The organism is Nonomuraea sp. NPDC052129 (genome assembly GCF_040680095.1).
Taxonomy (GTDB): domain Bacteria; phylum Actinomycetota; class Actinomycetes; order Streptosporangiales; family Streptosporangiaceae; genus Nonomuraea.
The window spans coordinates 859,870-884,734 of record NZ_JBFAVX010000001.1; the positions used below are offsets into that span (position 1 = coordinate 859,870).

Below are 24,865 nucleotides of genomic sequence, written 5' to 3' on the forward strand. Positions count from 1 at the left end.
TCGGGTCGGAGTGTGGGCTCTACAGGAAGCCCATACGGTTATGGCGGTACCGCTCGTGTTCGTGCACGATGGCGGCGGCGTAGCCATGGGACAGCCCGTGCTCGTCGGCGAGCCAGTTGGCCCGCTCGTCACACCTCAGGAAGGACGGGCCGTTGTCGATGGCTTGAAACCACTCGGGGAGTTCGCGTCCCGTTATCGTTGGGACCCTTGCGATCAGCTTCGTCTGCGTCTCCGGTGAGTGGTTCAAGGACATGGGCACCTCCACGGATTAAGGTCCTTTGCTCGACACTGCAACACGTCCCCCCGAATGACAAGCCCCAACCTCCGAGGTTTTTGTAACGGCGGGTAGATTTTCGGTCGCGCAAAGAGAAGGACCCCGCCGGATCGACGGGGTCCAGGCGGGGTCCGGGAGGCGAACGGTCAGTCGCTACGCGTGAAAATGCTGATGAACCGGAGCACCTCGAGGTAGATCCACACCAGGGTCAGCGTCAGCCCGAAGGCGCACTGCCAGGCGAACTTCTCCGGGGCGCCCTGCCGGACGCCCTCCTCGATCGAGTTGAAGTCGAGCAGCAGGAAGAAGCAGCCGAGCAGGATCATCGCGACGCTGAAGATCCACCCGATCGGGGAGTCGGTGCGCAGCCCGAGGCCGCCCGGGATGAAGATCCCGACGATCAGGTTGACGAGCACCAGAGCGATGGCCGCGAAGCCCGCGGCCACCACGAACCGAATGAACTTCGGTGTCACCCTGACGACGCGCAGCGCGTAGACGGTCAGGACTCCGCCGAAAGCGAACGCGGTGCCGAGCACCGCCTGGAGGACGATCCCGTTGTAGAGGGATTCGTAGGCGCTGCTGATCGCGCCGAGGAAGATCCCTTCGAACGCGGCGTAGCTGAGGATCAACGCCGGGTTGGTGCTCATCCTGAACGAGGCGATCAGCCCCAGGACGAGCGCCACGATGGCCGCGCCGATGGCCACGCCCAGGGGGACGTCGAGGTACCAGGCGGCGGCCGCGGCCACGACGAGCGTGCCCAGGGTCATGAAACCGCGCACCACGACGTCGTCGATCGTCATCGTCCGGTGGGCGGTCGGTGCCGGGGGCGCGTACGACGGGGAGTCGTACATGTTCTGCAGTTGTCCGGGGGTGGGCGTCGCGCCCTGCCACCCGCCGGCCTGCCTGGACCGGTTGAAAACGGGGTTCTTGCTCTCCATCGCTGCCTCCTGTGCGCCGAGCTTATTGGACGCGGCGTCACCTAGGTCAACACGCACTCAGATCTATGTGGTTTCGAGACTTCAGCAGGAGGACAACGAACGGATCCGTTCCTGAGTTCCCGCGGTTACTGAGGGTTGTTTAGTGAGGCATTTCCTCTGGTAGATGCGGGTGCCCCCGGCGGGATTCGAACCCGCACTACAACCCTTTTAAGGGGTTTGCCTCTGCCTTTGGGCTACGGGGGCGCCGCAATCATACGAAACGGACCATGCTTCCGAGGAGCACAACTTCGTATCAGGCGTCACAACTGTGAAGTCTGCGGTGAAGTGATAGGGCTCCTGACACTCTGTCCAGGAACAGAACGCCGTCGAGATGGTCCAGTTGATGCTGAATGCACCTAGCTTCGAATGCATCCGCCTCGATGGTGACGGGATCTCCCGTGCCAGGCAAGCTGCCGAGCACTGTGATACGCGTCGCTCGCCGTACGTCAGCGGTCAAACCCGCGATCGAGGCGCACCCTTCCCGCCCGACGCACCAGTGAGACGCCTCAGCGAGCCGTGGATTGACCACCACGAGCTCGCCGGCCCACGACCTACCTCTTGGGTGCCCGGCGGCGTCGAAGGCGATCAGCCGCCAGCTCAGCCCGATCTGGGGGGCGGCCAGACCCGCGGTCCCCGGTTCGCCGCGCAGAGTGGCGAGGAGATCGGCCGCCGCGGCCACCACGCGAGGGTCGGTGGGATCCACTTGCCGGGCCCGGGCGGACAGGAGCGGATGCGGAGCGTCGAGCACTCCGCGGGCGATCCCGTCCGGCGGGGTCACAACAGGTCCGGTTCAACGGGCCGGAAGGTGATCTCGGACTCGAGGCCCGAGCCGACCGTGGCCAGCCCGCGCATCAGCCCGGCCACGTCGACCTCCTCGGGCAACTCGACATCGGCGATGAGGACGTACAGCCGGCCGGTGAGCCGGGTGCTCATGCCGGTGATGTTGCCGCCCACCGAGGCGAGTTCGGCGCTGATGGCCGAGATGATGCCCGGCCGGTCCGGGCCGTGGACGGTCAGGACGTAACCGAGCCCGGTCGGCCGGCCGCCGAAGTAGCGGCGGGCCTCGACGGCCGAGGCGGTCACCACCAGGTCCGGCGCGCACAGGTGCTTGGTCAGCTCGTCGGCGCTCAGATCGCCCGAGACCAGCAGCATCATCGCGACATGGCCGCCGAGCAGCGTCATGGTCGAGTCCTGGATGTTCGCCCCGCAGTCGGCGAGCGAGCCGGTGACCGCCGCGATCACGCCGGGCCGGTCCACGCCGAGCACCGTCACCGCTGAGAGCCCCACTCGTGGATCCCCTCTCGATTGAGTCGAGAATGCCGAAACGCCCCGATGCGGCCGCACCGGGGCGCTGCTGTACGCGGGCTAGCGGCGGGTCGTCGCCACGGCGGCTCTGAACCCGTCGCGCGGGTGCTCCATCTCGCCCAGTGAGATGGTCTCCCGCTTGAAGAACAGGGCCAGAGTCCAGTCGACGACGACACGGACCTTGCGGTTCAGCGTCGGCACCCGCGACAGATGGTAAGTGCGGTGCATGAACCACGCAGGGAATCCGCGAAGCTTGACTCCATAGACGTTCGCGACCCCCTGGTGCAGGCCGAGACCGGCGACCGATCCGACATACTTGTGGCGGTAGTCGACCAGTTCCTGCCCCCGAAGATGGCGGACCAGGTTGTCGGCGAGCACCTTGGCCTGACGTACGGCGTGCTGAGCGTTGGGGGCGCAATACTGGCCGGGGTTGGTCACGTCGGGGACGCCCGCCGCGTCACCGGCGGCGAAGGCGTCCGTGACGCCCGCGACCGTCAGTTTCGTCGTGGTCTTGATCCGGCCGCGCTCGTCGAGGGGCAGGCCGCCGTCGTTGACCACCGGGCTGGGCTTGACGCCCGCGGTCCACACGAGGGTGTCGGCGTCGAACTTCGAGCCGTCGGAGAGCACCACGTGGCCGCCCTCGCAGGACTCCAGGCGCGTGTCGAGCTTCACGTCGATGCCGCGCTCGCGCAGCTGCTCCAGCGTCCACTTGCCCATCTCGGGGCCGACCTCGGGCAGCACCCGGTTCGTGGCCTCCACCAGCACCCAGCGGATGTCGGACGGCTTGATGTTGCGGTAGTAGCGGGTCGAGTCCTTGGCCATGTCCTCGAGCTCGGCCAGCGCCTCGACGCCCGCGAAGCCCGCGCCGACGACGACGAAGGTGAGCGCCCGGCGGCGCGCCTCCAGGTCCTCGGTCGACTCGGCCACGTCGAGCAGGTGCAGGACCCGGTTGCGCAGCGCGATGGCCTCGCCCACGTTCTTGAACCCGATGCCGATGTCGGTCAGGCCGGGGATCGGCAGTGTCCGCGAGATCGAGCCGGCGGCCATCACGATCACGTCGTAGGCGATCTCGCGCGGCTCGCCCTCGACCGGCTGGAAGGTGACGCTCCGCTCGCCGTGGTCGACGGCGGTGACGCTGCCGTTGAGCACGCGCACCTTGGGCAGGACCCGGCGCAGCGGGGCGACCACGTGCCGCGGGGAGAGGTTGCCCGCCGCCGCCTCGGGCAGGAACGGCTGGTAGGTCATGTACGAGTGGGGGTCGATGATGGTGATGCGCACCTGGCCGTCGCGCAGCTCCGAGCGGAGCGTGCGCTGTAGCCGCAATGCCGTGTAGAGGCCGACGTAACCGCCGCCGACGATCAGAATGTGCTTGTTCATCCTCGGTTCCCCATCCCATGGGAGCGCTTGTGAAACTATTCACAAGGCTACGTCAAGGGCACCCCATAAAGCCAATCCCCAGGTGGTGCTACGCGTCACACCCCCAGCGCTCTGGCTCTGACGAAGACGTCGTCGAGCATCTGGGCGGTCACCCTGCCGGTGAAGGTGTTCTGCTGGCTGGGGTGATAGCAGCCCATGAGGGTCACCGGCGCCTGCCCGTACGAGACCTGGACCTCGACGCCGTGCCCGAACGGCGGCCTGACGCGCGGCAGCGTGTAGCCCGCGTCCTTCAGCGCGGGCCACATGGCCTGCCAGGCGAACCCGCCCAGCGCGACGACCACCCGCACGCTCGGCGCGGTCAGCGTCAGCTCCCGCGACAGCCACGGCAAACACGTGGCCCGCTCCTCGGGCGTGGGCTTGTTCGCGGGTGGCGCGCACCGCACTGAGGCCACCACCCGGGCACCGATCAGCCGCTGCCCGTCACCGGCGTGCGTGCTCGTCTCCTGTACGGCCAGTCCGGCGCGATACAGCGAGGCGAACAGCCAGTCTCCGCTGCGGTCACCCGTGAAGATCCGCCCGGTCCTGTTGCCCCCGTGCGCGGCCGGGGCCAGGCCGACGAGCAGGACGCGCGGCCGGTCATCGCCCCATCCGGCGACCGGCCGCCCCCAGTAGGTCTCGTCCGCGAACGCGCGCCGCTTCACCTCGGCCACTTCCTCGCGCCATTCCACCAGGCGCGGGCAGGCCCGGCAGACGGACTGCGCGGCCGTGAGCTCCGCCAGGGTGCTGCCGGCGGCGGCGAGGCGGCGCACGTCCGCGGGGTCGTGGGCGACCGGGGTGTCAGCGGTCGCCGGGTCGCCGGGCCAACCGGTGCCTGGAGGTACGAAGCTCATGGCACCGATGGTGCCCGATCACTTGGTGGCCGAAGGACTCGGGCTGGGACACGGGGCGGCGGTCTGCGTCTCGGGGGCGACCTCGACCAGCGGCAGCGGGTAGCGGTTGAGAATCGGCTCGCCGCATGAGCGGTCGACCATGTAGCCGTGCTCCTCGGGGCGGGTGATGATCGGGTTGCCGTCCTGGTCGTACAGGTAGACGTCGGTCAGTGGGGTGCCGTCCTTGGCGTACGGCTTGATGTTGAAAAACCCGTCCGACCGCGCCATGTTCTGCACGATCACGGGGGCGTCGGCCACCGCGTAGCCGACCGGCGAGGAGGACTCGACCGACTGCGCCGCCACGAACCCGGCGGCCAGCGCGAGCACGGCCGCCAGGTTGACGGCGAAGGCGGTCGTCGCCGCCAGCCGTCCCCTCGACCGCCTGCCCAGCCAGACCGAGGCCCAGACGCACACGGCCACCACCACCCAGTCGGTCAGGGTCTGCGGCACGAGCCGGCCATCGATGGCCACACTCAGCAGCACCATGGCCACCAGGTAGCCGCGCAGCACCCACCACCCGGGCCGTAACTCGGGCAGGAAGCCCGTGAGGCTCCGGTAGGGCGCCTGTCGCAGGAGCCGGGAGTGCAAGGTCGCGATCCGCTCCCGCGCCCGGAAGCGGGGCTTCCGGGCGCTCTCCGGCCGGCCCCCGTAGGCGGCCACGAGCTCCTCGGCGTAGGCGGCGGGCGGCCCCAGCCGCTCTTCCAGCGGTACGTCGGACTCGGCCGCGATCTCCGCCAGGTGGTCGTCCAGGTCTTCGAGCAGTTCCTCGCGCTCCGGATGATCGGCCAGGGCGTCCCGTACGGCCTGCGCGTACTGTTCGGGCGTGATCATGCTTGCCCCTCCTTGAGCAGGGAGGCCATGGTGGCCGCGAAAGAGGTCCAGGTCTTGGCCGACGAGGCGTACATGCTCCTGCCGACCTCGTTGAGCCCGTAGTACTTGCGGTGGGGTCCCTCGTCGGAGGCCACCACATAGGAGTTGAGCGCGCCGGCCTTGAACAGGCGGCGCAGCGTGCCGTACACGGAGGCGTCTCCGACGTCGTCGAGCCCCGCTTCCCTCAGCCTGCGCACGACGTCGTAGCCGTAGCCATCACGTTCGTCGAGCACGGCGAGGACCGCCAGATCGAGCACGCCCTTGAGCAGCTGGCTACTATCCACGCGATGCACACTACTCTGCAAAGCGCAGTAGTGGCAAACAGAAAAACCGGGCGGCGCCACGAGGACACCACCCGGTTCAACTCAACTCAACTGATCAGGCGCCGGCCGGCTTCGGGCAGCTCACCGAGAAGCTGGTGGCCGCGGAAGCGGAGTCGGGGCTGAAGACCACGAGCTGGACGGAACCCTTGGTCTCGCTGGCGCTCTGCGCGCCCGCGATACCCCAGGTCACGTCGACACTGCCGTTGACCTGACGCTCGAGGTCCGGGTTCTCCCGCTTGCCGTCGATCACCCAGTAGTACTTGACGGTGGTCGGGGCGGTGCTGGAGATCGTCGCCTTGAAGTCGACGCCGGGGCCGCGCCTGTCGGCGCAGAACTCGTTGCGCTGGCCGGAGACCGAGAGGCTGGAAACCGAGATCTTCGGCTTCGGGGCCTCGCAGGCGGCGTAGGACTGGCTGATCGAGTCGTTGTTCCGCGGCCCGGAGACGGCCAGGGTCACCCGGCCACCCTGCGTCGCGGAGCCGGAGAGAACGCGGTCCGACAGCTCGACGGTACGCGAGCCCTCGCGGCCGAACCCGACCACACCACTGTCAACGGACTGGCCGTTGACGTACCACGTGTACTCGACCCGCGCGCGGCCGGTCGAGTTGATGGTGGCGTGCGCGCCGACCTTGCAGCCGTCGTTGTTGGTCGCGGTCACCAGGTTGGTGGCCGACACCCGCGTCGAGGGAGCCTCGTCCTTGCACCAGACCTTGTAGTAGGCCCGGTCCGAGGAGGAGCCGCCGCCGCGCCCGACGACCTGCAGGACGGCGTAGCCCCGCTGGCTGTCACGCGGCGAGTAGCCGAAGGAGACGGTCTTCGAGTGGTAGATCTTCGTCCGGCCATAGTCGACGACGCGACCGTTCAGCACCCAGCGGTACTTGACCCACGTCGGGTCGTTGACCTTGATCCGGCCAAGGAAGTTGACCTTGTCGCCGGGGGTACAGGGCCCGACGTACGAGCTCGGGTCGGCCCAGGCGCTGACCGAGATCCTCTTGCCGCTGCTCAGCTGATCCTTGTCGACGACGACGGCGTCCTGGCAGGTGACCGAGAAGTAGCCCTTCTTGGAGGTCACCTTGCGCGGACCGAGGACCTGCACGGCCTCCCAGCCCTTGACCTCCTCGTTGAAGGTGAGCGTCTGGCCGATCTTGACCGACTTGGTGCCGTGGCCCTTGAGCTTCAGCACCTTGACCTTGCCCTTGGAGCCGTCTCCGTGGAGCCAGCGGTAGGCGAGGTCGGTCTTGCCGTCGAGCTTGACGTTGATGTTGGCCGAGATGTCGACCTTCACCGGGCAGGAACCGTCGTTGTCGCGACTCGACGCCTTGGGCGTGGACACCGAGACCTTGGGCCTGGCCTTGGTGGAGGTCGCCGCGGCGCTGGCCTTGCCCGCGGTGGCCTGGGTAGACGCCTGCGCGGGAGCGGCTGCCAGCCCCGCGACCATGGCGCCCAGCACGGCGGCGGAGGCGCCGAACGCCGCCGCCTTACGCGCTAATGGACGAGATGAGTTCATGTGAGAGTGCTCCATTCCGTTAGGGAAAAGATGCGCTCCGGGAACGGTCGCCACGCCGACACCACCCGTGTCCGGCAATATGACAAAGCCCCCGCAATGCCCCTTTACCTAAGCATAAAACTGATTGCACACTCAACACAGCCGAATCCCAGATTTGTCCGATTTTCGCCGGAAAAATCAGGCCATGGAGTAGGCGATTCCGTCGAGGATGTCGTGTTCACTTACGACGACCTGCGAAAACTCAAAACGCCGCACGATGCGGTCCAGAATCAGGGCACCCACGCCAATCACGTCAACTCGACCTGGGTGCATCACTGGAATCTGTGAACGCTCACTATGGGTCATCGCGAGCAGCCGTCGCGTGACCTCGTGGACCTGCTCGGCGGTCATCCGCGAGTGATGGATCCGCTCCGAATCGTAGGCGGGCAGGTCCAGCGCGATGCCCGCCACCGTCGTGACGGAGCCGGCCAGACCCACCAGCGTGTGCGCCTCGTGGACGGGCACCGCCTCGGCGACCCGGTCGAGCGCGGCCTCGATGTCGGCCACGACGGCCTCCAGCGCCTGCGCCGGCGGCGGATCGCCCGCGTCGCGCAGGTGCCGCTCCGTCAGTCGTACGCAGCCGATGTCGACCGACAGCGCGCCTATGACGTGCTCGGAGCCGACCACGAACTCGGTCGAGCCGCCCCCGATGTCGACGACCAGGTAGGGCGGGAGCGGCCCCTGCGGCACCCCGGTCTCCCGCGACAGCCGGACCAGCCCCCTGGTCGCGCCGACGAACGACAGCTCGGCCTCCTCCGCGCCCGTCACCACCTCGGGCTCCACCCCGAAGATCTCGCGCACCCCGTCGACGAACTCCTGCCTGTTGGCGGCGTCGCGCGTCGCGCTGGTCGCCACCACCCGGGTCGCCGTGGCGCCGTGCTGGTCGATGAGCTTGCGGTAGGTGCGCATCGCGGCGAACGTCCGCTCCAGCGCCTCGGGAGCCAGCCGCCCCGTCTGGTCGACCCCCTCGCCCAATCGTACGATCTCCATCCGCCGCTCGATCTCGGTGAGGTCGTTGTCGCCGACGTCGGCGATCAGCAGGCGTACGGAGTTGGTGCCGCAGTCAACGGCGGCTACACGCATGGTCCGTCACTCCACCACTCGGGGAGGGCATCCAGCGCCTCCCGGCCGAACGGGTTGGATCCGGGCACGGCCAACTCGTGCGCGACGAGCGCGTGCAGGCACTTCACCCGCAGCGGCATGCCTCCGGTGCTCTGCATGTCACGCGGCAGCGGCTCCGTGCCCTGCTCCTGCGCCGCCTTGTCGCGCCTGGCCACGTAGTCGTCGTGGGCGGCCTGGTAGGCGGCGGCCAGCTCCGGGTCGGCGGCCAGCCTGGCCTGCATCTCGCGCATCAGCCCCGAGCCTTCGAGCGTGCCGATCGCGGAGGCCGCCTTGGGACAGGTCAGGTAGTAGAGCGTGGGGAACGGCGAGCCGTCGGGCAGCCTCGGCGCGGTCTCCACCACGTCGGGGTTGCCGCACGGGCAGCGGTGCGCCACCTCGCGCAGCCCTCTCGGCGGGCGGCCCAGCTGCCGCTGCACCGCGTCGACGTCTCTGCTGTCCAACGCTCTCCCCTCACACGCCACCGACGCTCCCCCGCGCCGGTGCTCATCCAGCCCTGCGGCTCTTGCCCGAGTCGGCGCCTTGCGGCCCCGGCCCGACTCGGCGCCTTGCGGCCCCGGCCCGAGTCGGCGCCTTGCGGCCCCGGCCCGACTCGGCGCCTTGCGGCCCCGGCCCGACTCGGCGCCTTGCGGCTCCGGCCCGAGTCGGCGCTCATCCGGCCTTGCGGCCCTGGCCCGTGTCGGCGGCCTCGACCGATTCCCACAGCGTTTGGTACCACGGCGGCATCGCGGCGGGCTGCTTGACCGTCGTCGTGGTCTTGTCCGGCTGGGCGTCCATGACCACGTAGCACTTCTCGCCCGGCCCGCAGTAGTGAAGCCGTTCCTTGGCCGTCCGCTTGATCCAGTTGGGATCGCGGATCCGCTGCGCCTGCTCGGCCAGCGCCTGGCGGTCGGCCTCGACCCGCGCCTTCTCCGCCCGCAACTCCGCGATGCCGCGGCGCTGCGCGATGTACTCGCGTACAGGGTAGGCCAGGCTCATCGCGATCGCGCACACCACGATCGCCAGGATGGCGGCCCGCCCGGTCAGCTGCGGCCTCTTAGCCAACGGTTCACACCTCCGTGTCCAGTTCGGTGGCCGAACTTAGCGGATGGTGCTATTTGCACCCTTCTGACCGGCTCGCGGCATACCCGCCATGCCGCGAGCCGTACCCGAAACTAGCGCTGGAAACGCGGAAAAGCGCCGCGACCCGCGTAGCGAGCGGCGTCGTCGAGAATTTCCTCGATGCGCAGGAGCTGGTTGTACTTGGCCACCCGGTCCGAGCGGGCGGGCGCGCCGGTCTTGATCTGGCCGCAGTTGACCGCCACGGCCAGGTCGGCGATCGTCGTGTCCTCGGTCTCGCCGGAGCGGTGGCTCATCATGCAGCGGTAGCCACTGCGGTGAGCCAGGTCGACCGCGTCGAGGGTCTCGGACAGGGTGCCGATCTGGTTGACCTTGACCAGCAGCGCGTTGGCGGTGCCTTCGGCGATGCCGCGGCCGAGCCGCTCCGGGTTGGTCACGAACAGGTCGTCGCCGACCAACTGGACCTTGTCGCCGATGGCCTCGGTGATGGCCTTCCAGCCGGCCCAGTCCTCCTCGTCGAGCGGGTCCTCGATCGAGACGAGCGGGTAGTTGTCGACCAGGTCCGCGTAGAAGGCGATGAGCTCCTGGGCCGAGACACCCTTGCCGTCGATCGTGTAGACGCCGTCCTTGTGGAACTCGGAGGCGGCCACGTCGAGCGCGAGGGCGACGTCGTCGCCCGGCGTGTAGCCGGCCCGCTCGATGGCGACCAGGATCAGGTCGAGCGCGTCGCGGTTGGACGGCAGGTTGGGCGCGAAGCCGCCCTCGTCGCCCAGCCCCGTGGCGTAGCCCTTCTCCTTCAGCACGCCCTTGAGCGCGTGGTAGACCTCGGTGCCCATGCGCACGGCCTCGCGGAACGTGCTCGCGCCGATCGGCGCGATCATGAACTCCTGGATGTCGACGTTGGTGTCGGCGTGGGCGCCGCCGTTGAGGATGTTCATCATCGGCACGGGCAGCAGATGGGCGTTGGGACCGCCCAGGTAACGGAACAGCGGCAGCTCGGCGCTGTCTGCGGCGGCCTTGGCCACGGCCAGCGAGACGCCCAGGATGGCGTTGGCGCCCAGCTTGGACTTGTTGGGCGTCGCGTCCAGATCGATCATGATCTGGTCGATGATGCGCTGGTCCTCGGCCTCGATGCCGTTGATCTCTTCGAAGATCTCGTCGGTGACGGCGAGCACGGCCTTCTCCACGCCCTTGCCGCCGTAGCGCTCGTCTCCGTCACGCAGCTCCACGGCCTCGAACTGGCCGGTCGACGCGCCGCTGGGCACCGCCGCGCGCCCCCTGCCGCCGTCGTCGAGGATCACCTCGACCTCGACGGTCGGGTTGCCCCGGGAGTCGAGGATCTCGCGCGCGTATACGACCTCGATGGTAGCCACGGGTTTGCGCTCCTAAATCGAAAGGCAATATGCCTTCAGAGCCTATCGGTGCTCCGACTCCCAGCGGAGCACGCGGTCACGGTAGTCGCGAGCGGCGGCGCGGAGCTCGGATTCCGCGTCGATTCCCGCGTCCTGGGCGCGGCGGACGAGGTCGAAGAGCTCGCGCCCCACGCCCTGCGAGATCGCGGCGGCCAGCCCGTCCGGCGCGCCCCCGCGCTCGGCCCGGCGCACCAGCTGGGCGGCCAGCGACAGCGCGGGCTGCCCCATCGGCACCCCGTCGAGCACCGACGGACGCTCGTCCTTCGCCGCCCGCTCGGCCGCCTTGATCGCCTCCCAGTTGTCGTTCACCTCGTCGGCGGTCTCCGCCCGCACCGAGCCGAACACGTGCGGATGCCGCCGCACCAGCTTCTCGACGATCCCCTCGGCCACGTCGTCCATGTCGAACCCGTCGGCCACCCGCGCGTGGAAGACCACCTGCAGCAGCAGATCGCCCAGCTCCTCGCGCAGCGCCGGGTAGTCGCCCTGCTCGATCGTCTCCAGCACCTCGTAGGCCTCTTCGAGCAGGTACGGGACCAAGGTCTCGTGCGTCTGCTTGCGGTCCCACGGGCACTCGGTGCGCAACCTCTCCATCACCGCGACCAGGTCGAGCACCCGCGCGCCGGGCAGGTCGTAGGAGCCCGGCACGACCTCGATCAGCGGCGGCTCGGCCATCGCGACGGCCGCGTGGCCGACCGCCCGCATGAAGTCCTCGGAGTCCTCGGCGGCCAGCCAGACCACCGTCTCCGTCACCGCCCGCCGCGCCAGGTCGGCGGGGACAGGCGTGACGACGGCCACCTCGACCCCGGCCTCGGCCAGGTAGGGCAGTTGCGGATGATCCGCGGACCCGGTCAGCACACGGCCCGAGCCGAACGCCTGCCACGCCTGGTGGCTCAGCAGACCCGGCGCGACCCGCGGTGAGGTGGTGACGATGATCAGCGGCACGGCTAGCCCTGCGACTGCTGCTGTTGCTCGCCCTGGCCGGCCTGCTCGGTCGTCGCCGACGGCTTGCCGAACCGGCCGGCGTCGACGAAGCCCTGCTGACTGATCGTGCCGTAGCGCGGGCTGAAGACCGGGGCGATCGCGTTGTAGGCGGCCTTGAACTTCTCCACGGCCTGCTGGTTCTGCGGCCCGCCGAGCTTCTCCAGCACCTTGTTCACGCCGAGCGCCGCCCGCAGGTAACCGCGCGGGTTGGCCGGGGAGACGGCCTTGGACAGCAGGTTCATCTCGGCCGTCTGCTGCTCGCCCTTGTCCTGGGCCGCGGCGTCGATCTCCGAGTCGCTGACCTGTACGCCGAACTTGTCGGCCAGCTGCTGCTGCCGGCTCTGCTCCGCCATCCTGGACAGAACGAACTGGTTGACCGACACACCGAGCTGCGACGGCTCGATGTTGACCTTCCGCAGCGCGGCCTCGTATTCCTGGACGTTCTTGTTCAGATCGCGCGACGAGATCCGTTCACTGCCCACGACGGCCGCGGCTCCGGCCTCCATAGGCGAGGAGCAGGCGGTCAGCGCGACACCCACCACGGCAGCGGCCACAGCCACTCGAATCGACTTCACGTGCGTCCTTTCCCGACAAAACCGCGGCTAGCTTACCCTCGCGGGCTCCAAGAACATGGCCTCGACCAGGTCACCGCACCATTTGAGCAGGTCGAGGTCGCGCAACGGCTGCCCGCCCAGGGGCTTGGTCTTCGGCGCGGGCACCAGCAGCGTCTCCGCCGCCTGCTTGTAGATGGCCTTCTTGTACAGGCGGTCGAGGCGTACCTGCTGCGACTCCCGCAGCCGGACCGGACCGAACTTGATGTTCTGGCCCTGCAGTGTCACATCGGTGAGCCCGGCCTGGCGGGCGCTGATGCGGAAGCGGGCGACGGCCAGAAGGTTCTCCACCTCGACAGGCGGCTTGCCGTACCTGTCCGTCAGCTCGGCGCGTACCTCGTCGATGTGGATCTCGGCCGAGATGGTGGCGATCCGCTTGTACGCCTCCAGGCGCAGGCGTTCGGAGGTGACATAGTCGTGCGGGATGTGCGCGTTGATGGGCAGCTCGACCTTGACGTCGGGGTGCTCCTCCGTCACCTCCGCGCCCGACAGCTTGGCCTTCTGCTCCTGTACGGCCTCGGCCATGAGCCGGACGTACAGGTCGAAGCCGACGCCCGCGATGAAGCCCGACTGCTCGGCGCCGAGCACGTTGCCCGCGCCGCGGATCTCCAGGTCCTTCATCGCGACGTACATACCCGCGCCCATCTCGGTGTGCTGCGAGATCGTCGCCAGCCGCTCGTGGGCGGTCTCGGTGAGCGGCTTCTCCGGCGGGTAGAGGAAGTAGGCGTAACCCCGCTCCCTACCTCGCCCGACGCGGCCCCTGAGCTGGTGCAGCTGCGAGAGGCCGTAGTTGTCCGCCCGGTCGACGATCAGCGTGTTGGCGTTGGGCACGTCGAGCCCGGACTCCACGATCGTGGTGCAGACCAGCAGGTCGTACTCGCGTTCCCAGAAGCCGACCATGATCTTTTCCAGCTGGTGCTCGTTCATCTGCCCGTGCGCCACCGCGATGCGCGCCTCGGGCACCAGCTCCCTGATCCGGGCGGCGACCCGGTTGATCGAGGCCACCCGGTTGTGCACGAAGAAGATCTGGCCGTCGCGCATCAGCTCGCGCCTGATGGCGGCCCCGATCTGCTTCTCGTCGTACGGCCCCACGAAGGTGAGGATCGGGTGCCGCTCCTCCGGCGGGGTGAGGATGGTCGACATCTCCCTGATGCCGGTCAGGCCCATCTCCAGCGTGCGCGGGATCGGCGTGGCCGACATGGCCAGCACGTCGACCTGGGTGCGGAGGTGCTTCATGGCCTCCTTGTGCTCGACGCCGAACCGCTGCTCCTCGTCGATGATGATCAGCCCCAGGTCCTTGAACCGGACCTCCGGGCTGAGCAGCCGGTGGGTGCCGATCACCAGGTCCACGGCGCCGGTGCGCAGGCCCTCCAGGGTGCCCTTGACCTCGCCGTCGGTCTGGAAGCGGGAGACCGCCCTGAGCGAGACGGGAAAGCTGGAGAAGCGCTCGGTGAACGTCGACATGTGCTGCTGCACCAGCAGCGTCGTCGGCACCAGCACGGCGACCTGCTTGCCGTCCTGGAGAGCCTTGAACGCCGCCCGAACCGCGATCTCGGTCTTGCCGTAGCCGACGTCGCCGCAGATCAGCCGGTCCATCGGGACGCCGCGCTCCATGTCGCGCTTGACCTCGTCGATGGCCTCCAGCTGGTCGCCGGTCTCGACGTACGGGAAGGCGTCCTCCATCTCCCGCTGCCAGGGGGAGTCGGCGGCGAAGGCGTGACCGGGCGAGGCCATGCGGGCGGAGTAGAGACGGATGAGCTCGCCCGCGATCTCCTTGACCGCCTTCTTCGCCCTGGTCTTGGCCTTGGCCCAGTCGGCGCCGCCCATCCGGTTGAGCGTCGGGGCCTCGCCGCCGACGTAGCGGGTGACCTCGTCCAGCTGGTCCGTGGGGACGTAGAGGCGGTCGCCCTTGGCGTACTCGATAACCAGGTATTCGCGCGTCGCGCCCTGGACCGTGCGCTGCACCATCTCGATGTAGCGGCCGACGCCGTGCTGCTCGTGCACCACGTTGTCGCCGACCTTGAGCTGGAGCGGGTCGACCATGTTGCGACGGCGGGAGGGCAGGCGGCGCATGTCCTTGGTGGACGCCTTCTGGCCGACGAGGTCGAGGTGGGTGAGCACGGCCAGGTTGGGGGTGATGAACCCGTGCTCGATCAACCCCGTCGAGACATGGACAACCTTCGCCTCAGGCGACTTATCCAGATATTTCACCAACCGGGCGGGAACGTCCACGCCCTTGAGGACCTCGACCATTCGCTCTGCCGGGCCGTGTCCCTCGCTCAGCAGCACGACCGCCTTGTCCTCGGCCAGCCAGCCCTTGACGTCTTCGAGCGCCTTCCTGGTGTCGCCCCGGTAGGCCTCGGAGTCCTGCGCGTCCAGCTCGACCCCGGCCCCGAACGGCGCCATCGTCCACCACGCCTGCCCCAGCACGTCGGCGTGGCCGCGGATGTCGTCGAGCGAGCGGAACGCCGCCGCCCCGAGGTCGATCGGCGCCTCGCCACCGGCTGCCGCGTTGATCCACGACGCCTCCAGGAACTCCTGCGAGGTGCGTACGAGCTCCTCGGCCCGGCCCCTGATCCGCTCGGGATCGCAGACGAACACCGCGGCGTTGCCGGGCAGGTGGTCGAGCAGCAGGTCCATCTCCCCGGCCAGCACGGGCGCGAACGCCTCCATGCCCTCGACCGGCGTCCCCTCGGCGAGCTGGTCGAGCACCTCGAGCAGCGCCGGGTGCTCCCGGCCCAGCTCGCGCGCCCGCTCCCTGACCTCCGCGGTGAGCAGCAGCTCGCGGCACGGCGGCGCGAACAGCCCGCCGTCCGCGGCCTCCAGCGAGCGCTGGTCGGCCACCTTGAACCAGCGGATCTCCTCGACCGTGTCGCCCCAGAACTCCAGCCGCAGCGGATGCTCCTCGGTCGGCGGGAACACGTCGAGCAATCCGCCGCGGACCGCCACCTCGCCCCGCTTCTCCACCATGTCGACCCGGTGGTAACCGTTGTCGACCAGCCGCCGTACGACCCCGTCGAGGTCGGCGTCGTCGCCCGCGCGCAGGCGGGTCGGCTCCAGGTCGCCCAAGCCCTTGACGATCGGCTGGAGCAGCGCCCTGACCGGCGCGACCACCACACTGAGCGGCCCGGCCGCCTGGTCGTCCTTGACCGGGTGCGCGAGCCTCCTGAGCACGGCCAGCCGCTGCCCCACGGTGTCGCTGCGCGGGGAGAGCCGCTCGTGCGGCAGCGTCTCCCAGGCGGGGAAGACGGCCACCGAGCTGGGCTCCATCAGGCTGGTCAGCGCGCTCGCCAGGTCCTCCGCCTCGCGGCCGGTGGCGGTGATCGCCAGCACGGTCCGCTGATCGTGCCCGGCCAGGGCGGCCACCCCGAACGGCCGCAGCGCGGACGGCGCCACCAGCGCGATGTCGCCGCCCTCTTCGAGAGCGGCGGTCAGCTTGGGATCGGTGACGACAAGATCAAGCAGCCCGGACAGACTCATTTTCGACAGCCCCACGACGATTACCCCCAGCCGGCGGGCGTGGGGGTTGTGCTACAAGCCTATTCGCATCTACCGCACGTCCCCGTCCGGCTCCGAGACCTTGTCCGGCTCCGGGACCTTCTACGGCTCCAGGACCTCGTCCGACTCCAGGACCGTGTCCGGTCGCAGGACCTTGTAGCCCGGGACGGATGGCCAGCGGACCGTCAGGACCACCGACTCCTCCTCCGCGTGCCAGGAGTGGTCCACGCCCTTGCCCCAGACCACGTAGTCGCCCCGCTCGGCGAGCAGCACGCTCCTGCCCGGTAGTTCGACGCGGAAGCGACCCGAGATGAGGATGAGCAGCGCCGTACGCTCCTCGCCCCGCACCCACTCGGCGCGTTCGTCACCCGGGGAGTGGGTGCCCCATTTGATCTCCACCCCGTCGCTGTGTCTCGGGTCGCCGTAGGGTTTGAAATGGCCCAGGAGCCAGCCATGGTCCGTCGCGGCGTCGACATTCGCGTTGCCCACGTACACGAGATCACTCACGGCGCAGGACGCTAGCAGGGAAATGGCTTACTAATTGGCGTCGATTGATTACTCTGGGTGACATGTCTGAGGTGCGGTCGGTAGCCCCAAGGGGCGATCTCTTTGGTCAGCGCATCCGCGAGCAGTGGGCCGGACGGCTCGGCAGGCGGCTCGACGTGCTCGTCGCCGGATGCGCGCACGACGAGCCACTGGTCCTGGACCGGATCGACACCAGGGCCACCGGCGTCGACGAGGACCTGCCCCCGATCAGGAGAGTGGTCGGCGAGCGAGCCGATCTCGCCATGTGGTCGCTGGGCGACCTGCGCTGCGTCCCGCTGCCCCCGAGGTCGGTGGACGTGATCCAGCTGTCGTTCCTGCTGGAGCGGATCCAGCACGCCGAACTGGTCTTCGACCGGCTACTGCAGGCGCTGCGCCCCGGCGGGCTCATCCTGCTGCGCATGCGCGACCGGAAATCCGCCTACGGCCTGCTCGACCGGATCACCCCGTGGTGGCTGCGGCGGCTCATCTGGCGGCACCTGGTGTCGGCGGGCACACCGGGCCCGCTACCGGCCGTCTACGGGCCGGTGACCTCACGCGACGGGATCCACACATTCTGCCTGACGCGCGGGCTCATGATCACCGACGACCACACAGCGACCAGCGGTCCGGCCATGGGGCGTGTCGGACGGATGGCCGTCAGGATGACGGCCAAGCTGACCCGCGACCGCTTTCCGTCGACGCACGATGAGATCGCCATGGTGATCAAAAAGCCGCAGAATCACTTCGCTCGGCTCATCTAGGTGTGGTTCGTCACGACCGCCTCGGGCACCGTGACGGTCCGTGCTGGCTGACGTCCCTTGGGAGGGATACCCCCTCCGGGGGCGAAGAGGAAGACCGCCCATCGTGGCCGAGGCCCTTGAGGCGGGACACCCCCTCCGGGGACGAAGAAGAAGACGGCCCGTCGTGGCCGAGGTCGCCATAGAGGGCCCCTCCGGGGAGCGGAAGAAGTCCCCGTGGAGGGACGGTCCCGTATTAGGTGGGCCGCCGCGACAGAGGCGCCTATAGAGGGACACCCACTCCGGGAGAGCGGAATGTCTGGTGAAGGTTCGGGGACACCGCACTAGCGACACACTTGTACCAAAGGCTAGACTCCTTTCCTACCAAGTCAATCGGAATAGTTGGGATGGCAGACCGTGGAGTGGACCCCAGGGGCGTACGAGCTGGCCGACCTGGAGCTGCTGCTCTCCGGCGCGTTCCAGCCGCTGAGCGGGTTCCTCGGGCACGACGACCTGCACACGGTGCATGAGCGCGGCACTCTCGCCGACGGCACCCCGTGGCCGGCTCCCGTCACACTCCATCTTCCGGAAGCGGCCACCCCCGGCACCGAGGTCACGCTGCTCGACCCCGAAGGCGTGCCGCTGGCCGTGCTCACCGTCGCCGAGCGCGAGCCCGACGGCCTGGCCTCCGGCCCGGTCAAGGGTCTGGGCGCCCCCGAGCACGGGCCGTTCGCCCGGCTTCGCCATACTCCGGCGCAGATACGCGAAGAGCTCGACGGGCGGGCGGCGCTCGCCGTCACCATGCGGGGACCGCTCGACGACCTCACCGAGATCGTCGCCACCGCCAAGGAGCTCGACGCGGTGATCGTGCTGCTCCCCCTCTCGTACGGCGAGACGGGCCCGGCCGTCGTACGCGCCGCGCTGCGCGCCAAGGAGCAGCTGCCCGAGGGCACCCTGGTGGTCTCGGTGCCGCTGGCGCCGCGCGCGGAGCCCGAGATCGACCTGGAGCTGCGCGAGCACGTCGCCACCGCCTACGGCGCGACCGAGCACCTGGCGGGCCCCGAGCCGGTGCGCATCCCCGGACCGCCGCACCGGCGCGGGCTCGTGGTCTTCTTCACCGGCCTGTCCGGCTCCGGCAAGTCCACGATCGCCCGCGGCCTGCGCGACTCCCTGCTCGAACTGGGCAGCCGCCCGGTCACGTACCTCGACGGCGACGTGGTACGCCACCTGCTGTCCAAGGGGTTGACGTTCTCCAAGGACGACCGCGACCTCAACATCCGGCGCATCGGCTTCGTCGCCGCCGAGGCCGCGCGCCACGGCGGGCTGGCGATCTGTGCTCCCATCGCCCCCTATGCCGCCACCCGCGAGGAGGTGCGCGAGATGGTCGAGTCGGTCGGGGCCGACTTCCTGCTCGTGCACGTGGCCACCCCGCTGGAGGAGTGTGAGCGCCGCGACCGCAAGGGCCTGTACGCCAAGGCCCGCGCCGGGCTCATCCCCGAGTTCACCGGCATCTCCGACCCCTACGAGGAGCCGGACGACGCCGATCTGATCATCGACACGACGCACATCTCTATCGAGGCGGCCGTCACCCAGGTGCTGGGGGCGCTGCGGAGCGGAGGCTGGGTTCGTTGATCGACTTCCCCCTGATCGCCGGGTCCTTTCTGGTCGCGATCGTCGTCGGGCTCACCGGCATGGGCGGCGGCGCGCTCATGACGCCGATGATGATGCTGTTCTTCCACGTCTCGCCACTGGCCGCGGTCTCCAGCGACCTGGTCGCCTCCGCCGTGATGAAACCCGTCGGCAGCGCGGTCCACCTGCGCAGGGGCACGGTCAACCTGCGCCTGGTCGGCTGGCTCTGCGTGGGGTCCGTGCCGGCGGCGTTCTGCGGGGTGTTCGTGGCGCGCGCGTTCGCGGTCGGCGACGGCGTGAAGTACGCGCTCGGGGTGGCGCTGCTGCTCGCCGTCGCGGGCCTGGTCGCCAAGACGTGGCTGGCCGGGAAGGGCGGCACGTCGAGCGCCCACGACATTGTCGTGCGCCCAATCCCGACCGTACTGGTCGGTACGGTAGGCGGACTCGTCGTCGGCATCTCCTCGGTCGGCTCGGGTTCCCTGATCATCGTGGCCCTGCTGGCCCTCTATCCGGCGCTCAAGGCCAACCAGCTCGTCGGCACCGATCTGGTGCAGGCGGTGCCGCTCGTCGCCTCGGCCGCGCTCGGCCACCTGCTCTTCGGCGACTTCCAGCTCACCCTGACGGTCTCGCTGCTCATCGGCTCGATCCCGGGCGTCTACCTCGGCGCCCGGATCTCCTCCAGAGCGCCGGGCGGACTCATCAGGGCGATGCTCGGGATCGTCCTGCTCGCCTCCGCGCTCAAGCTGCTCGACGTGAGCAACACGGTGACGGTGTGGGCGCTGGCGGGCGCCATACTCGCGACCGTCGCGGGCTGGCGCTGGCGCGTCAGGGCCGCGGCACGGGCGTCGAGTGAAAGTAAGGATCTCGCGCGAGCTCGCTGAACGCCCGCCCTGCGGCGGGATCGGAGTCGAAGCTCGTGTCGCCGCGCGGCGCGCGCGGCGAGTCGAAGTAGATCAGCGCCTTGATCTGCGGATAGCGCTGGATCTGCGTACGCACCGACTCGAAGAACGAGCGCTTGGCCGTACGGTCGTCGGCCCGCTCGAACACGCCCCATTCCGCGACCATGACCGGCTTGCCGGGAAAGCGCCACTGCATCCACCGGTAGAACCCCGGCCACTGGTCGAAGTCGGGCCGGGTCTTGTTGACCAGCCCGTCGAAGTCGCGGACCCGGCTGTCGGCGTAGGGGTCGAGGGCCACCCAGTCGACCACGTCGTCACCCGGATAGAGCTGCTCGAACCAGGGCTTGGCCGCCCAGTTGGGTGCGCCCATGTAGGTCATGACCGTGACCGCGTTCTTGACGCCCTCGTCGCGCAGCCTGAGCACGACATGGCGGTACATGGCCGCGTAGTCGGTGGCCTGCATGCCCGAGCCGGGGGCGGCGTCGACGTCGTTCTCCGGCTCGTGGTGGAGGGTGAGGAAGAACCGCTCGGGAAAGGTGCGCCGGATGTAGTCGGCCAGCCGGTCGATCCTGCGGTCGATCGCACCGCGGGCGATCTGCGCCCAGGTGTAGTCGAGCGACGGCTTCCAGTTGATCAGCAGCAGCCTGGGCCGGACCGGGTCGCGGGCCAGCGCGACCTCCTCGCTGGTGGGGAACTCCTCCTTGCCCCGGTGATAGACGTGCAGCACATCGGCGGTGTCACCGATGCGGGATTCGGCGCCGTGGAGCGACCTTTCGAGGCCCGCGCCGGTGAAGACCTCCGGGGCGATCCCCCACCAGGCACCACAAGATGGGATGAGCCTGGCAGTGACGGCGCAGGCCTGCGAGGTCTCCACGTTCGGCCTGGCGCTCGGCTGGGCGACCCGCGCCGGACTCCCCGCACCCTGCGCGCCTGAGCAGCCCGCGAGCACGGCGACGACCAACAGCGCCACACCTTTGACGCTGATATTTACCGCTTTATGAGAAATTCCCCACCGGTTCAAGGCCGTTCAACCCCCTCAACCAAGGACCCCCGTCCTATCAAACCTGAACCATGCCATGCCATTCCCAGAACTTCAGCCGGAGCGGGTGTATCGCCAGCTCAGCAACTATCCAACCAGCCCTCAATTTCGCATTATTTCGGACTATCGTGGGGTTAATTGTCGGCCGTACCACAGAAAATCTTCTGGATTCAGCCTGGGTAATATCTGTCCGGCCTATAGTGGGCGGACGCCGCGACTCGTGACGCACAGTCGCCGATCGGCGACACCGCGCACACACTCGAAGGAGATCCGCTCCAATGAGCCTGTCGCCGGACTTCCCGGGCCGCCACCACGCCAGCGACCTGGCGGACCACCTGTCGCTGGTGCGCAGGCGCTGGCTGCTGTTCCTGGGGTTCCTGCTGGCCGGCGGCACGGCGGGACTGGCGCTGCTGCGGTTCACCCCGGCCGCCTACACCGCGACCACCCAGGTCCTGGTCGCGCCCGTGGGCGTCCAGGACCAGAACAACCAGGTGACCAACCGGCAGCGCGAGCCGCTCAATCTCGACACCGAGGCGCAGATCGCCCAGTCGTCCGTGGTGGCCGACAAGGCCGCCAAAGAGCTCAAGACTGGCACGCCCGAGCCCGTCGAGGTCTCGGTGCCGCCCAACTCGGCCGTGCTGTGGATCTCGGTCACCGCCGCCGATCCCGCCGTCGCGGCGGCCCAGTCGCGGGCGTACGCGCAGGCGTACCTGGCCAACCGCACCGAGAACGCGCAGGCGACGATGACCGCGCAGCAGAAGGCGATGCTGGTCAAGCTCAAGCAGGTCAACACCGCGCTCGACACCGTGATCAAGGAGCTCGCCCTGGCGAGCAAGGGCAGCATCGAGCACACGATCGCCGCGCACCGGCAGAGCGTCCTCAACCGGCAGGCCTACAGCCTCACGCTCAAGTACGACGCGCTGCGGACCGTCGCCATCACTCCCGGGTCGGTCATCAGCCAGGCCACGCCGCCGACCGTGCCGAGCTCGCCCAGCCTGCCGCTCTACCTCGGCACCGGGCTCATGATCGGCCTGCTCCTCGGCACGGCCACCGCCTACACCCGCGACCGGCTCGACACCCGGTTGCGCACCGCCGCCGACGTCGAGCGGCTGACCGGGCTGCCCGTGCTCGGCGACCTGTCGGGCCCGCTGCGCCAAGGAGTGCCGTATGACCTGGCCTCGGCCGTGATCGCCGCCTGCCCGGGCAAGCGACTGCTGGTCAGGGCGATCCCGGCGGAGCTCGGCGCGACGCCGGTGGTCGGGCCGCTGGCCGTCACTGCCCCGCTGTCGTTGCTGACCGGCTCCGACGTGGGCGACCTGGCCCGGGCCGACGCGGCCTTGCTGCTGGTGGGGCTGCGCCGGGCCACCTCGGCACAGGTGGCCGCCGCCGTACGCCATCTGGGCAGGCACAACGTACCGATCATCGGTGTGGTGACGACCAGGGACCTGACCCCGAGGCCCGAGCCGGTCGACGGCAACCCGCTCGGCAAGCTGGTCGCCAGCGGCGAGCTGGACCCCGGCCAGTCCGGCGAGGCGGCGCCCATGACCTCGCTCCCCCGCCCGCCGGGCACCTCGGCATGAGAGGTCCGGCGTGGCCGATCGGCGCGCTTCTCATCGGCTATCCCGTGTGGTGGGCGCTCGGCTTCGGCGGCCTGTCGGTGATCGTCCTGGCGGTGCCCATGGCCGTCGTGCTCTGGCGGCGCCGGCCGATCCGGGTGCCGCGCGGGTTCGGGCTGTGGCTGCTGCTCCTGGCCGGTTACACGGTAAGCGCGCTGATGCTGGCCGACATGCCGCCCGACACGTACGGGGCGTTCAACGCCGGGCGGGTCATCGGCTACCTCATACGGTTCGCGCTCTACGCGGCGCTGTTGATCATGGTGCTCTACCTGGGCAACCTGACCGAGCGGGAGCTGCCGCAGCTCAGGCTCGTACGGATGCTCGGGGTGCTGTTCGTCACGACCGTGGCGGGCGGGCTGCTCGGCGTGTTCTTCCCCCGGCTGGAGTTCACCTCGCCGGTGGAGATGGTGCTGCCGGGGTGGATCAGCGACAACGCCTTCGTCCAGAACCTCATCCACCCGACGGCCGCCCAGACCCAGAAGGTGCTCGGCTACGCCTCGCCGCGCCCCGAGGCGCCGTTCGAGTGGGCCAACGCGTGGGGCAGCAACGTGTCGGTGCTGCTCATCTGGTTCGTGGTCGGCTGGTGGGTCTACGGCGGGGGCGGCCGCAAGGCGGTGGCCATCGCGTTGACCGCCGTGGCCGCCATCCCGATCGTCTACTCGCTCAACCGCGGCCTCTGGATCGGCCTCGGGCTGGCCGGGCTCTACTTGATCGTCCGGGTCGGCGGACGCACCAGGCTGGCCCTGTGCGCGACGGCGGTGGCGGCGACGCTGGCGTTCGCGCTCAGCCCGCTCGCCTCGCTGGTCGGCCAGCGCCTGGACAACCCGCATTCCAACGACATCAGGGCCTTCACGGTGTCGGCGACCATCTCGGCGGCCACGCACTCGCCGATCATCGGCTACGGCAACACCCGCAACGCCATGGGCAACCACCGCACGATCACCACCGGCAAGACCGAGTGGTGCGGCGGCTGCGGCCATCCGCCGCTGGGCAGCGACGGACAGCTCTGGCTGCTGATCATCACCCAGGGTTTCGTGGGGGCGGCGCTGTATGTGGCGTTCTTCCTGGGCGCGATCCGGCGCCACTGGCCAGACCGCAGCCCGATCGGGCTCGCCGGGGTGCTCGTCATGATCCTCGTGCTGCTCTACATGTTCGTGTACGACGGCCTGGTCACGCCGCTCAGCCTCTACCTCATCTCCTTCGCCCTCCTGTGGCGTAACTCCGGGGAGACCGCGTGAACGACGCGAAGGTGCGGCTGCGCTACCTCGATCAGACCGTGCGGGCGCTCTACCCCGGCCCCGGCTCGCCGCGCGCCTACAGCGTGCTGCCGCACCGGCTGCTGCCGCGCCGCCTGGCCCCCCGGCGCCGATGGCACGGGCTGCTGGGCCGGCCGGTCATGGTGCCGGTCGAGGGCTCGATCGAGACGTACCTGAGCGACATTCTCGGCGTCCCCGTCGAGACCGTCCTCCACGTACGGCCGGCTCGCCGGGCCAACCGCAAGCCCATCCTGGAGGTGTACGGTGAGGGCTCCCGCCTGGCCTTCGTGAAGATCGGTGACACCCCGCGCGCCCGCGAACTGGTCGACGGGGAGGCCGCCACGCTCAAGAAGCTGAGCAGTCTGGCGCTCAAGACGGTGGTCGCGCCGACCGTGCTGCGCCACGAGCGCTGGGGCGAGTACTCGGTCCTGGTCCTCTCGCCGCTGCCGATCAGGCGCGGCCGGGTCCCCGCCGCCCTGCTCACCGAGGCCGTCAAGGAGATCGCCGGCACCGGCGGCCCCGACGGAGCGGCCTGGCACGGCGACCTGTCGCCCTGGAACATCGCCCCTTCCGATGACGGGCGGCTGCTCGTCTGGGACTGGGAGCGCTACGCGGTCGGCGTGCCCTACGGGTTCGACGCCGTGCACCACTTCTTCCAGCGCGCGCTGCGGCGGATGGACCCGGCCACGGCCGCGCGGGCCTGCCTGGCGCAGGCCATACCCGTGCTCGCCCCGCTCGGGCTGTCGGCGGCGCAGGCCAGGCGGACGGCCCTGCACTACCTCATCACGCTGGCCGACCGGCACGCCGCCGACGGCCACGAACCCCTCGGGCCACCGGACACATGGCTCAACCCCCTCGTCGATCACCAGGAGCCGCTGACGTGAAC

At 69.4% G+C, this 24,865-nt stretch carries 24 protein-coding genes and 1 tRNA gene; 6 read left to right on the plus strand and 19 right to left on the minus strand.

Annotated features, from left to right (window positions below; genetic code table 11):
• Positions 1-19 precede the first annotated feature (19 nt).
• The 18 genes from AB0L53_RS03995 to AB0L53_RS04080 all read right to left on the minus strand — a co-directional run bounded on the left by AB0L53_RS03995 (position 20) and on the right by AB0L53_RS04080 (position 16,785).
• Positions 20-253, minus strand: coding sequence for a DUF4287 domain-containing protein (locus AB0L53_RS03995; RefSeq protein ID WP_357943976.1), 234 nt, complete (start codon positions 251-253; stop codon positions 20-22).
• A gap of 167 nt (positions 254-420) precedes the next feature.
• Positions 421-1,209 carry a Bax inhibitor-1/YccA family protein gene (locus tag AB0L53_RS04000; RefSeq protein ID WP_363989870.1) on the minus strand — a complete coding sequence of 263 codons (789 nt, stop codon included), beginning with the start codon at positions 1,207-1,209 and terminating at the stop codon, positions 421-423.
• A 170-nt stretch (positions 1,210-1,379) separates the two neighbouring features.
• Positions 1,380-1,452, minus strand: a tRNA-Leu gene (locus AB0L53_RS04005).
• 49 nt (positions 1,453-1,501) lie between these two features.
• Complete coding sequence (locus AB0L53_RS04010) at positions 1,502-2,026, minus strand: peptide deformylase (RefSeq protein ID WP_358541655.1); 525 nt, start codon at positions 2,024-2,026, stop codon at positions 1,502-1,504.
• Positions 2,023-2,535: an ACT domain-containing protein gene (locus tag AB0L53_RS04015; protein ID WP_357943970.1), complete on the minus strand. Its 513-nt coding sequence runs from the start codon at positions 2,533-2,535 to the stop codon at positions 2,023-2,025. Before AB0L53_RS04015 ends, AB0L53_RS04010 begins: the two co-directional genes overlap by 4 nt.
• 78 nt (positions 2,536-2,613) lie before the next feature.
• Positions 2,614-3,930, minus strand: coding sequence for an NAD(P)/FAD-dependent oxidoreductase (locus AB0L53_RS04020; RefSeq protein ID WP_358541658.1), 1,317 nt, complete (start codon positions 3,928-3,930; stop codon positions 2,614-2,616).
• A 95-nt stretch (positions 3,931-4,025) separates the two neighbouring features.
• Positions 4,026-4,820 (minus strand): uracil-DNA glycosylase, encoded by a 795-nt coding sequence (locus AB0L53_RS04025; protein ID WP_363989874.1) that lies wholly within the window; start codon positions 4,818-4,820, stop codon positions 4,026-4,028.
• 18 nt (positions 4,821-4,838) lie between these two features.
• A complete protein-coding gene (locus tag AB0L53_RS04030) occupies positions 4,839-5,690 on the minus strand; it encodes a hypothetical protein (RefSeq protein ID WP_363989877.1) in 852 nt (283 codons plus the stop codon).
• Complete coding sequence (locus tag AB0L53_RS04035; protein ID WP_358444342.1) at positions 5,687-6,013, minus strand: PadR family transcriptional regulator; 327 nt, start codon at positions 6,011-6,013, stop codon at positions 5,687-5,689. The genes AB0L53_RS04030 and AB0L53_RS04035 overlap by 4 nt, the downstream gene beginning before the upstream one ends.
• Positions 6,014-6,107: 94 nt before the next feature.
• Positions 6,108-7,559, minus strand: coding sequence for a hypothetical protein (locus tag AB0L53_RS04040; RefSeq protein WP_363989879.1), 1,452 nt, complete (start codon positions 7,557-7,559; stop codon positions 6,108-6,110).
• 177 nt (positions 7,560-7,736) lie between these two features.
• Positions 7,737-8,681 carry a Ppx/GppA phosphatase family protein gene (locus tag AB0L53_RS04045; protein WP_363989881.1) on the minus strand — a complete coding sequence of 315 codons (945 nt, stop codon included), beginning with the start codon at positions 8,679-8,681 and terminating at the stop codon, positions 7,737-7,739.
• Positions 8,672-9,160 (minus strand): DUF501 domain-containing protein, encoded by a 489-nt coding sequence (locus tag AB0L53_RS04050; protein WP_363989884.1) that lies wholly within the window; start codon positions 9,158-9,160, stop codon positions 8,672-8,674. The genes AB0L53_RS04045 and AB0L53_RS04050 overlap by 10 nt, the downstream gene beginning before the upstream one ends.
• A gap of 208 nt (positions 9,161-9,368) precedes the next feature.
• A complete protein-coding gene (locus tag AB0L53_RS04055) occupies positions 9,369-9,761 on the minus strand; it encodes a septum formation initiator family protein (RefSeq protein WP_363989887.1) in 393 nt (130 codons plus the stop codon).
• A 110-nt stretch (positions 9,762-9,871) separates the two neighbouring features.
• On the minus strand, positions 9,872-11,149 hold the full coding sequence (gene eno, locus AB0L53_RS04060) for a phosphopyruvate hydratase (RefSeq protein WP_363989890.1): 1,278 nt from the start codon (positions 11,147-11,149) through the stop codon (positions 9,872-9,874).
• Positions 11,150-11,191: 42 nt separating this feature from the next.
• Positions 11,192-12,130: a MazG family protein gene (locus AB0L53_RS04065; protein ID WP_363989894.1), complete on the minus strand. Its 939-nt coding sequence runs from the start codon at positions 12,128-12,130 to the stop codon at positions 11,192-11,194.
• Positions 12,131-12,132: 2 nt separating this feature from the next.
• Positions 12,133-12,744, minus strand: a complete 612-nt coding sequence (locus AB0L53_RS04070; RefSeq protein WP_363989897.1) for a SurA N-terminal domain-containing protein — start codon at positions 12,742-12,744, stop codon at positions 12,133-12,135.
• 27 nt (positions 12,745-12,771) lie between these two features.
• A complete protein-coding gene (gene mfd, locus AB0L53_RS04075) occupies positions 12,772-16,260 on the minus strand; it encodes a transcription-repair coupling factor (protein WP_363990357.1) in 3,489 nt (1,162 codons plus the stop codon).
• Positions 16,261-16,380: 120 nt separating this feature from the next.
• The gene (locus AB0L53_RS04080; protein ID WP_363989900.1) at positions 16,381-16,785 is read right to left on the minus strand and encodes a signal peptidase I; all 405 of its coding nucleotides are present in this window, start codon (positions 16,783-16,785) and stop codon (positions 16,381-16,383) included.
• A 62-nt stretch (positions 16,786-16,847) separates the two neighbouring features.
• Between AB0L53_RS04080 and AB0L53_RS04085 the strand changes: the two genes are divergently transcribed.
• The 3 genes from AB0L53_RS04085 to AB0L53_RS04095 all read left to right on the plus strand — a co-directional run bounded on the left by AB0L53_RS04085 (position 16,848) and on the right by AB0L53_RS04095 (position 20,050).
• A complete protein-coding gene (locus tag AB0L53_RS04085; protein WP_363989902.1) occupies positions 16,848-17,564 on the plus strand; it encodes a methyltransferase domain-containing protein in 717 nt (238 codons plus the stop codon).
• A 393-nt stretch (positions 17,565-17,957) separates the two neighbouring features.
• Positions 17,958-19,172, plus strand: coding sequence for an adenylyl-sulfate kinase (gene cysC / locus AB0L53_RS04090; protein ID WP_363989904.1), 1,215 nt, complete (start codon positions 17,958-17,960; stop codon positions 19,170-19,172).
• Positions 19,169-20,050 (plus strand): sulfite exporter TauE/SafE family protein, encoded by an 882-nt coding sequence (locus AB0L53_RS04095; protein WP_363989907.1) that lies wholly within the window; start codon positions 19,169-19,171, stop codon positions 20,048-20,050. The genes cysC and AB0L53_RS04095 overlap by 4 nt, the downstream gene beginning before the upstream one ends.
• Here the strand turns inward: AB0L53_RS04095 and AB0L53_RS04100 are convergent.
• On the minus strand, positions 19,995-21,038 hold the full coding sequence (locus AB0L53_RS04100) for a hypothetical protein (protein WP_363989910.1): 1,044 nt from the start codon (positions 21,036-21,038) through the stop codon (positions 19,995-19,997). The genes AB0L53_RS04095 and AB0L53_RS04100 overlap by 56 nt on opposite strands.
• Positions 21,039-21,385: 347 nt before the next feature.
• Between AB0L53_RS04100 and AB0L53_RS04105 the strand changes: the two genes are divergently transcribed.
• The 3 genes from AB0L53_RS04105 to AB0L53_RS04115 are packed head-to-tail and all read left to right on the plus strand — an operon-like array spanning position 21,386 to position 24,863.
• On the plus strand, positions 21,386-22,687 hold the full coding sequence (locus AB0L53_RS04105; protein WP_363989912.1) for a Wzz/FepE/Etk N-terminal domain-containing protein: 1,302 nt from the start codon (positions 21,386-21,388) through the stop codon (positions 22,685-22,687).
• Complete coding sequence (locus AB0L53_RS04110) at positions 22,684-23,961, plus strand: hypothetical protein (RefSeq protein WP_363989915.1); 1,278 nt, start codon at positions 22,684-22,686, stop codon at positions 23,959-23,961. Before AB0L53_RS04105 ends, AB0L53_RS04110 begins: the two co-directional genes overlap by 4 nt.
• Positions 23,958-24,863 carry a hypothetical protein gene (locus tag AB0L53_RS04115; RefSeq protein WP_363989918.1) on the plus strand — a complete coding sequence of 302 codons (906 nt, stop codon included), beginning with the start codon at positions 23,958-23,960 and terminating at the stop codon, positions 24,861-24,863. Before AB0L53_RS04110 ends, AB0L53_RS04115 begins: the two co-directional genes overlap by 4 nt.
• The last annotated feature ends 2 nt before the right edge of the window (positions 24,864-24,865 follow it).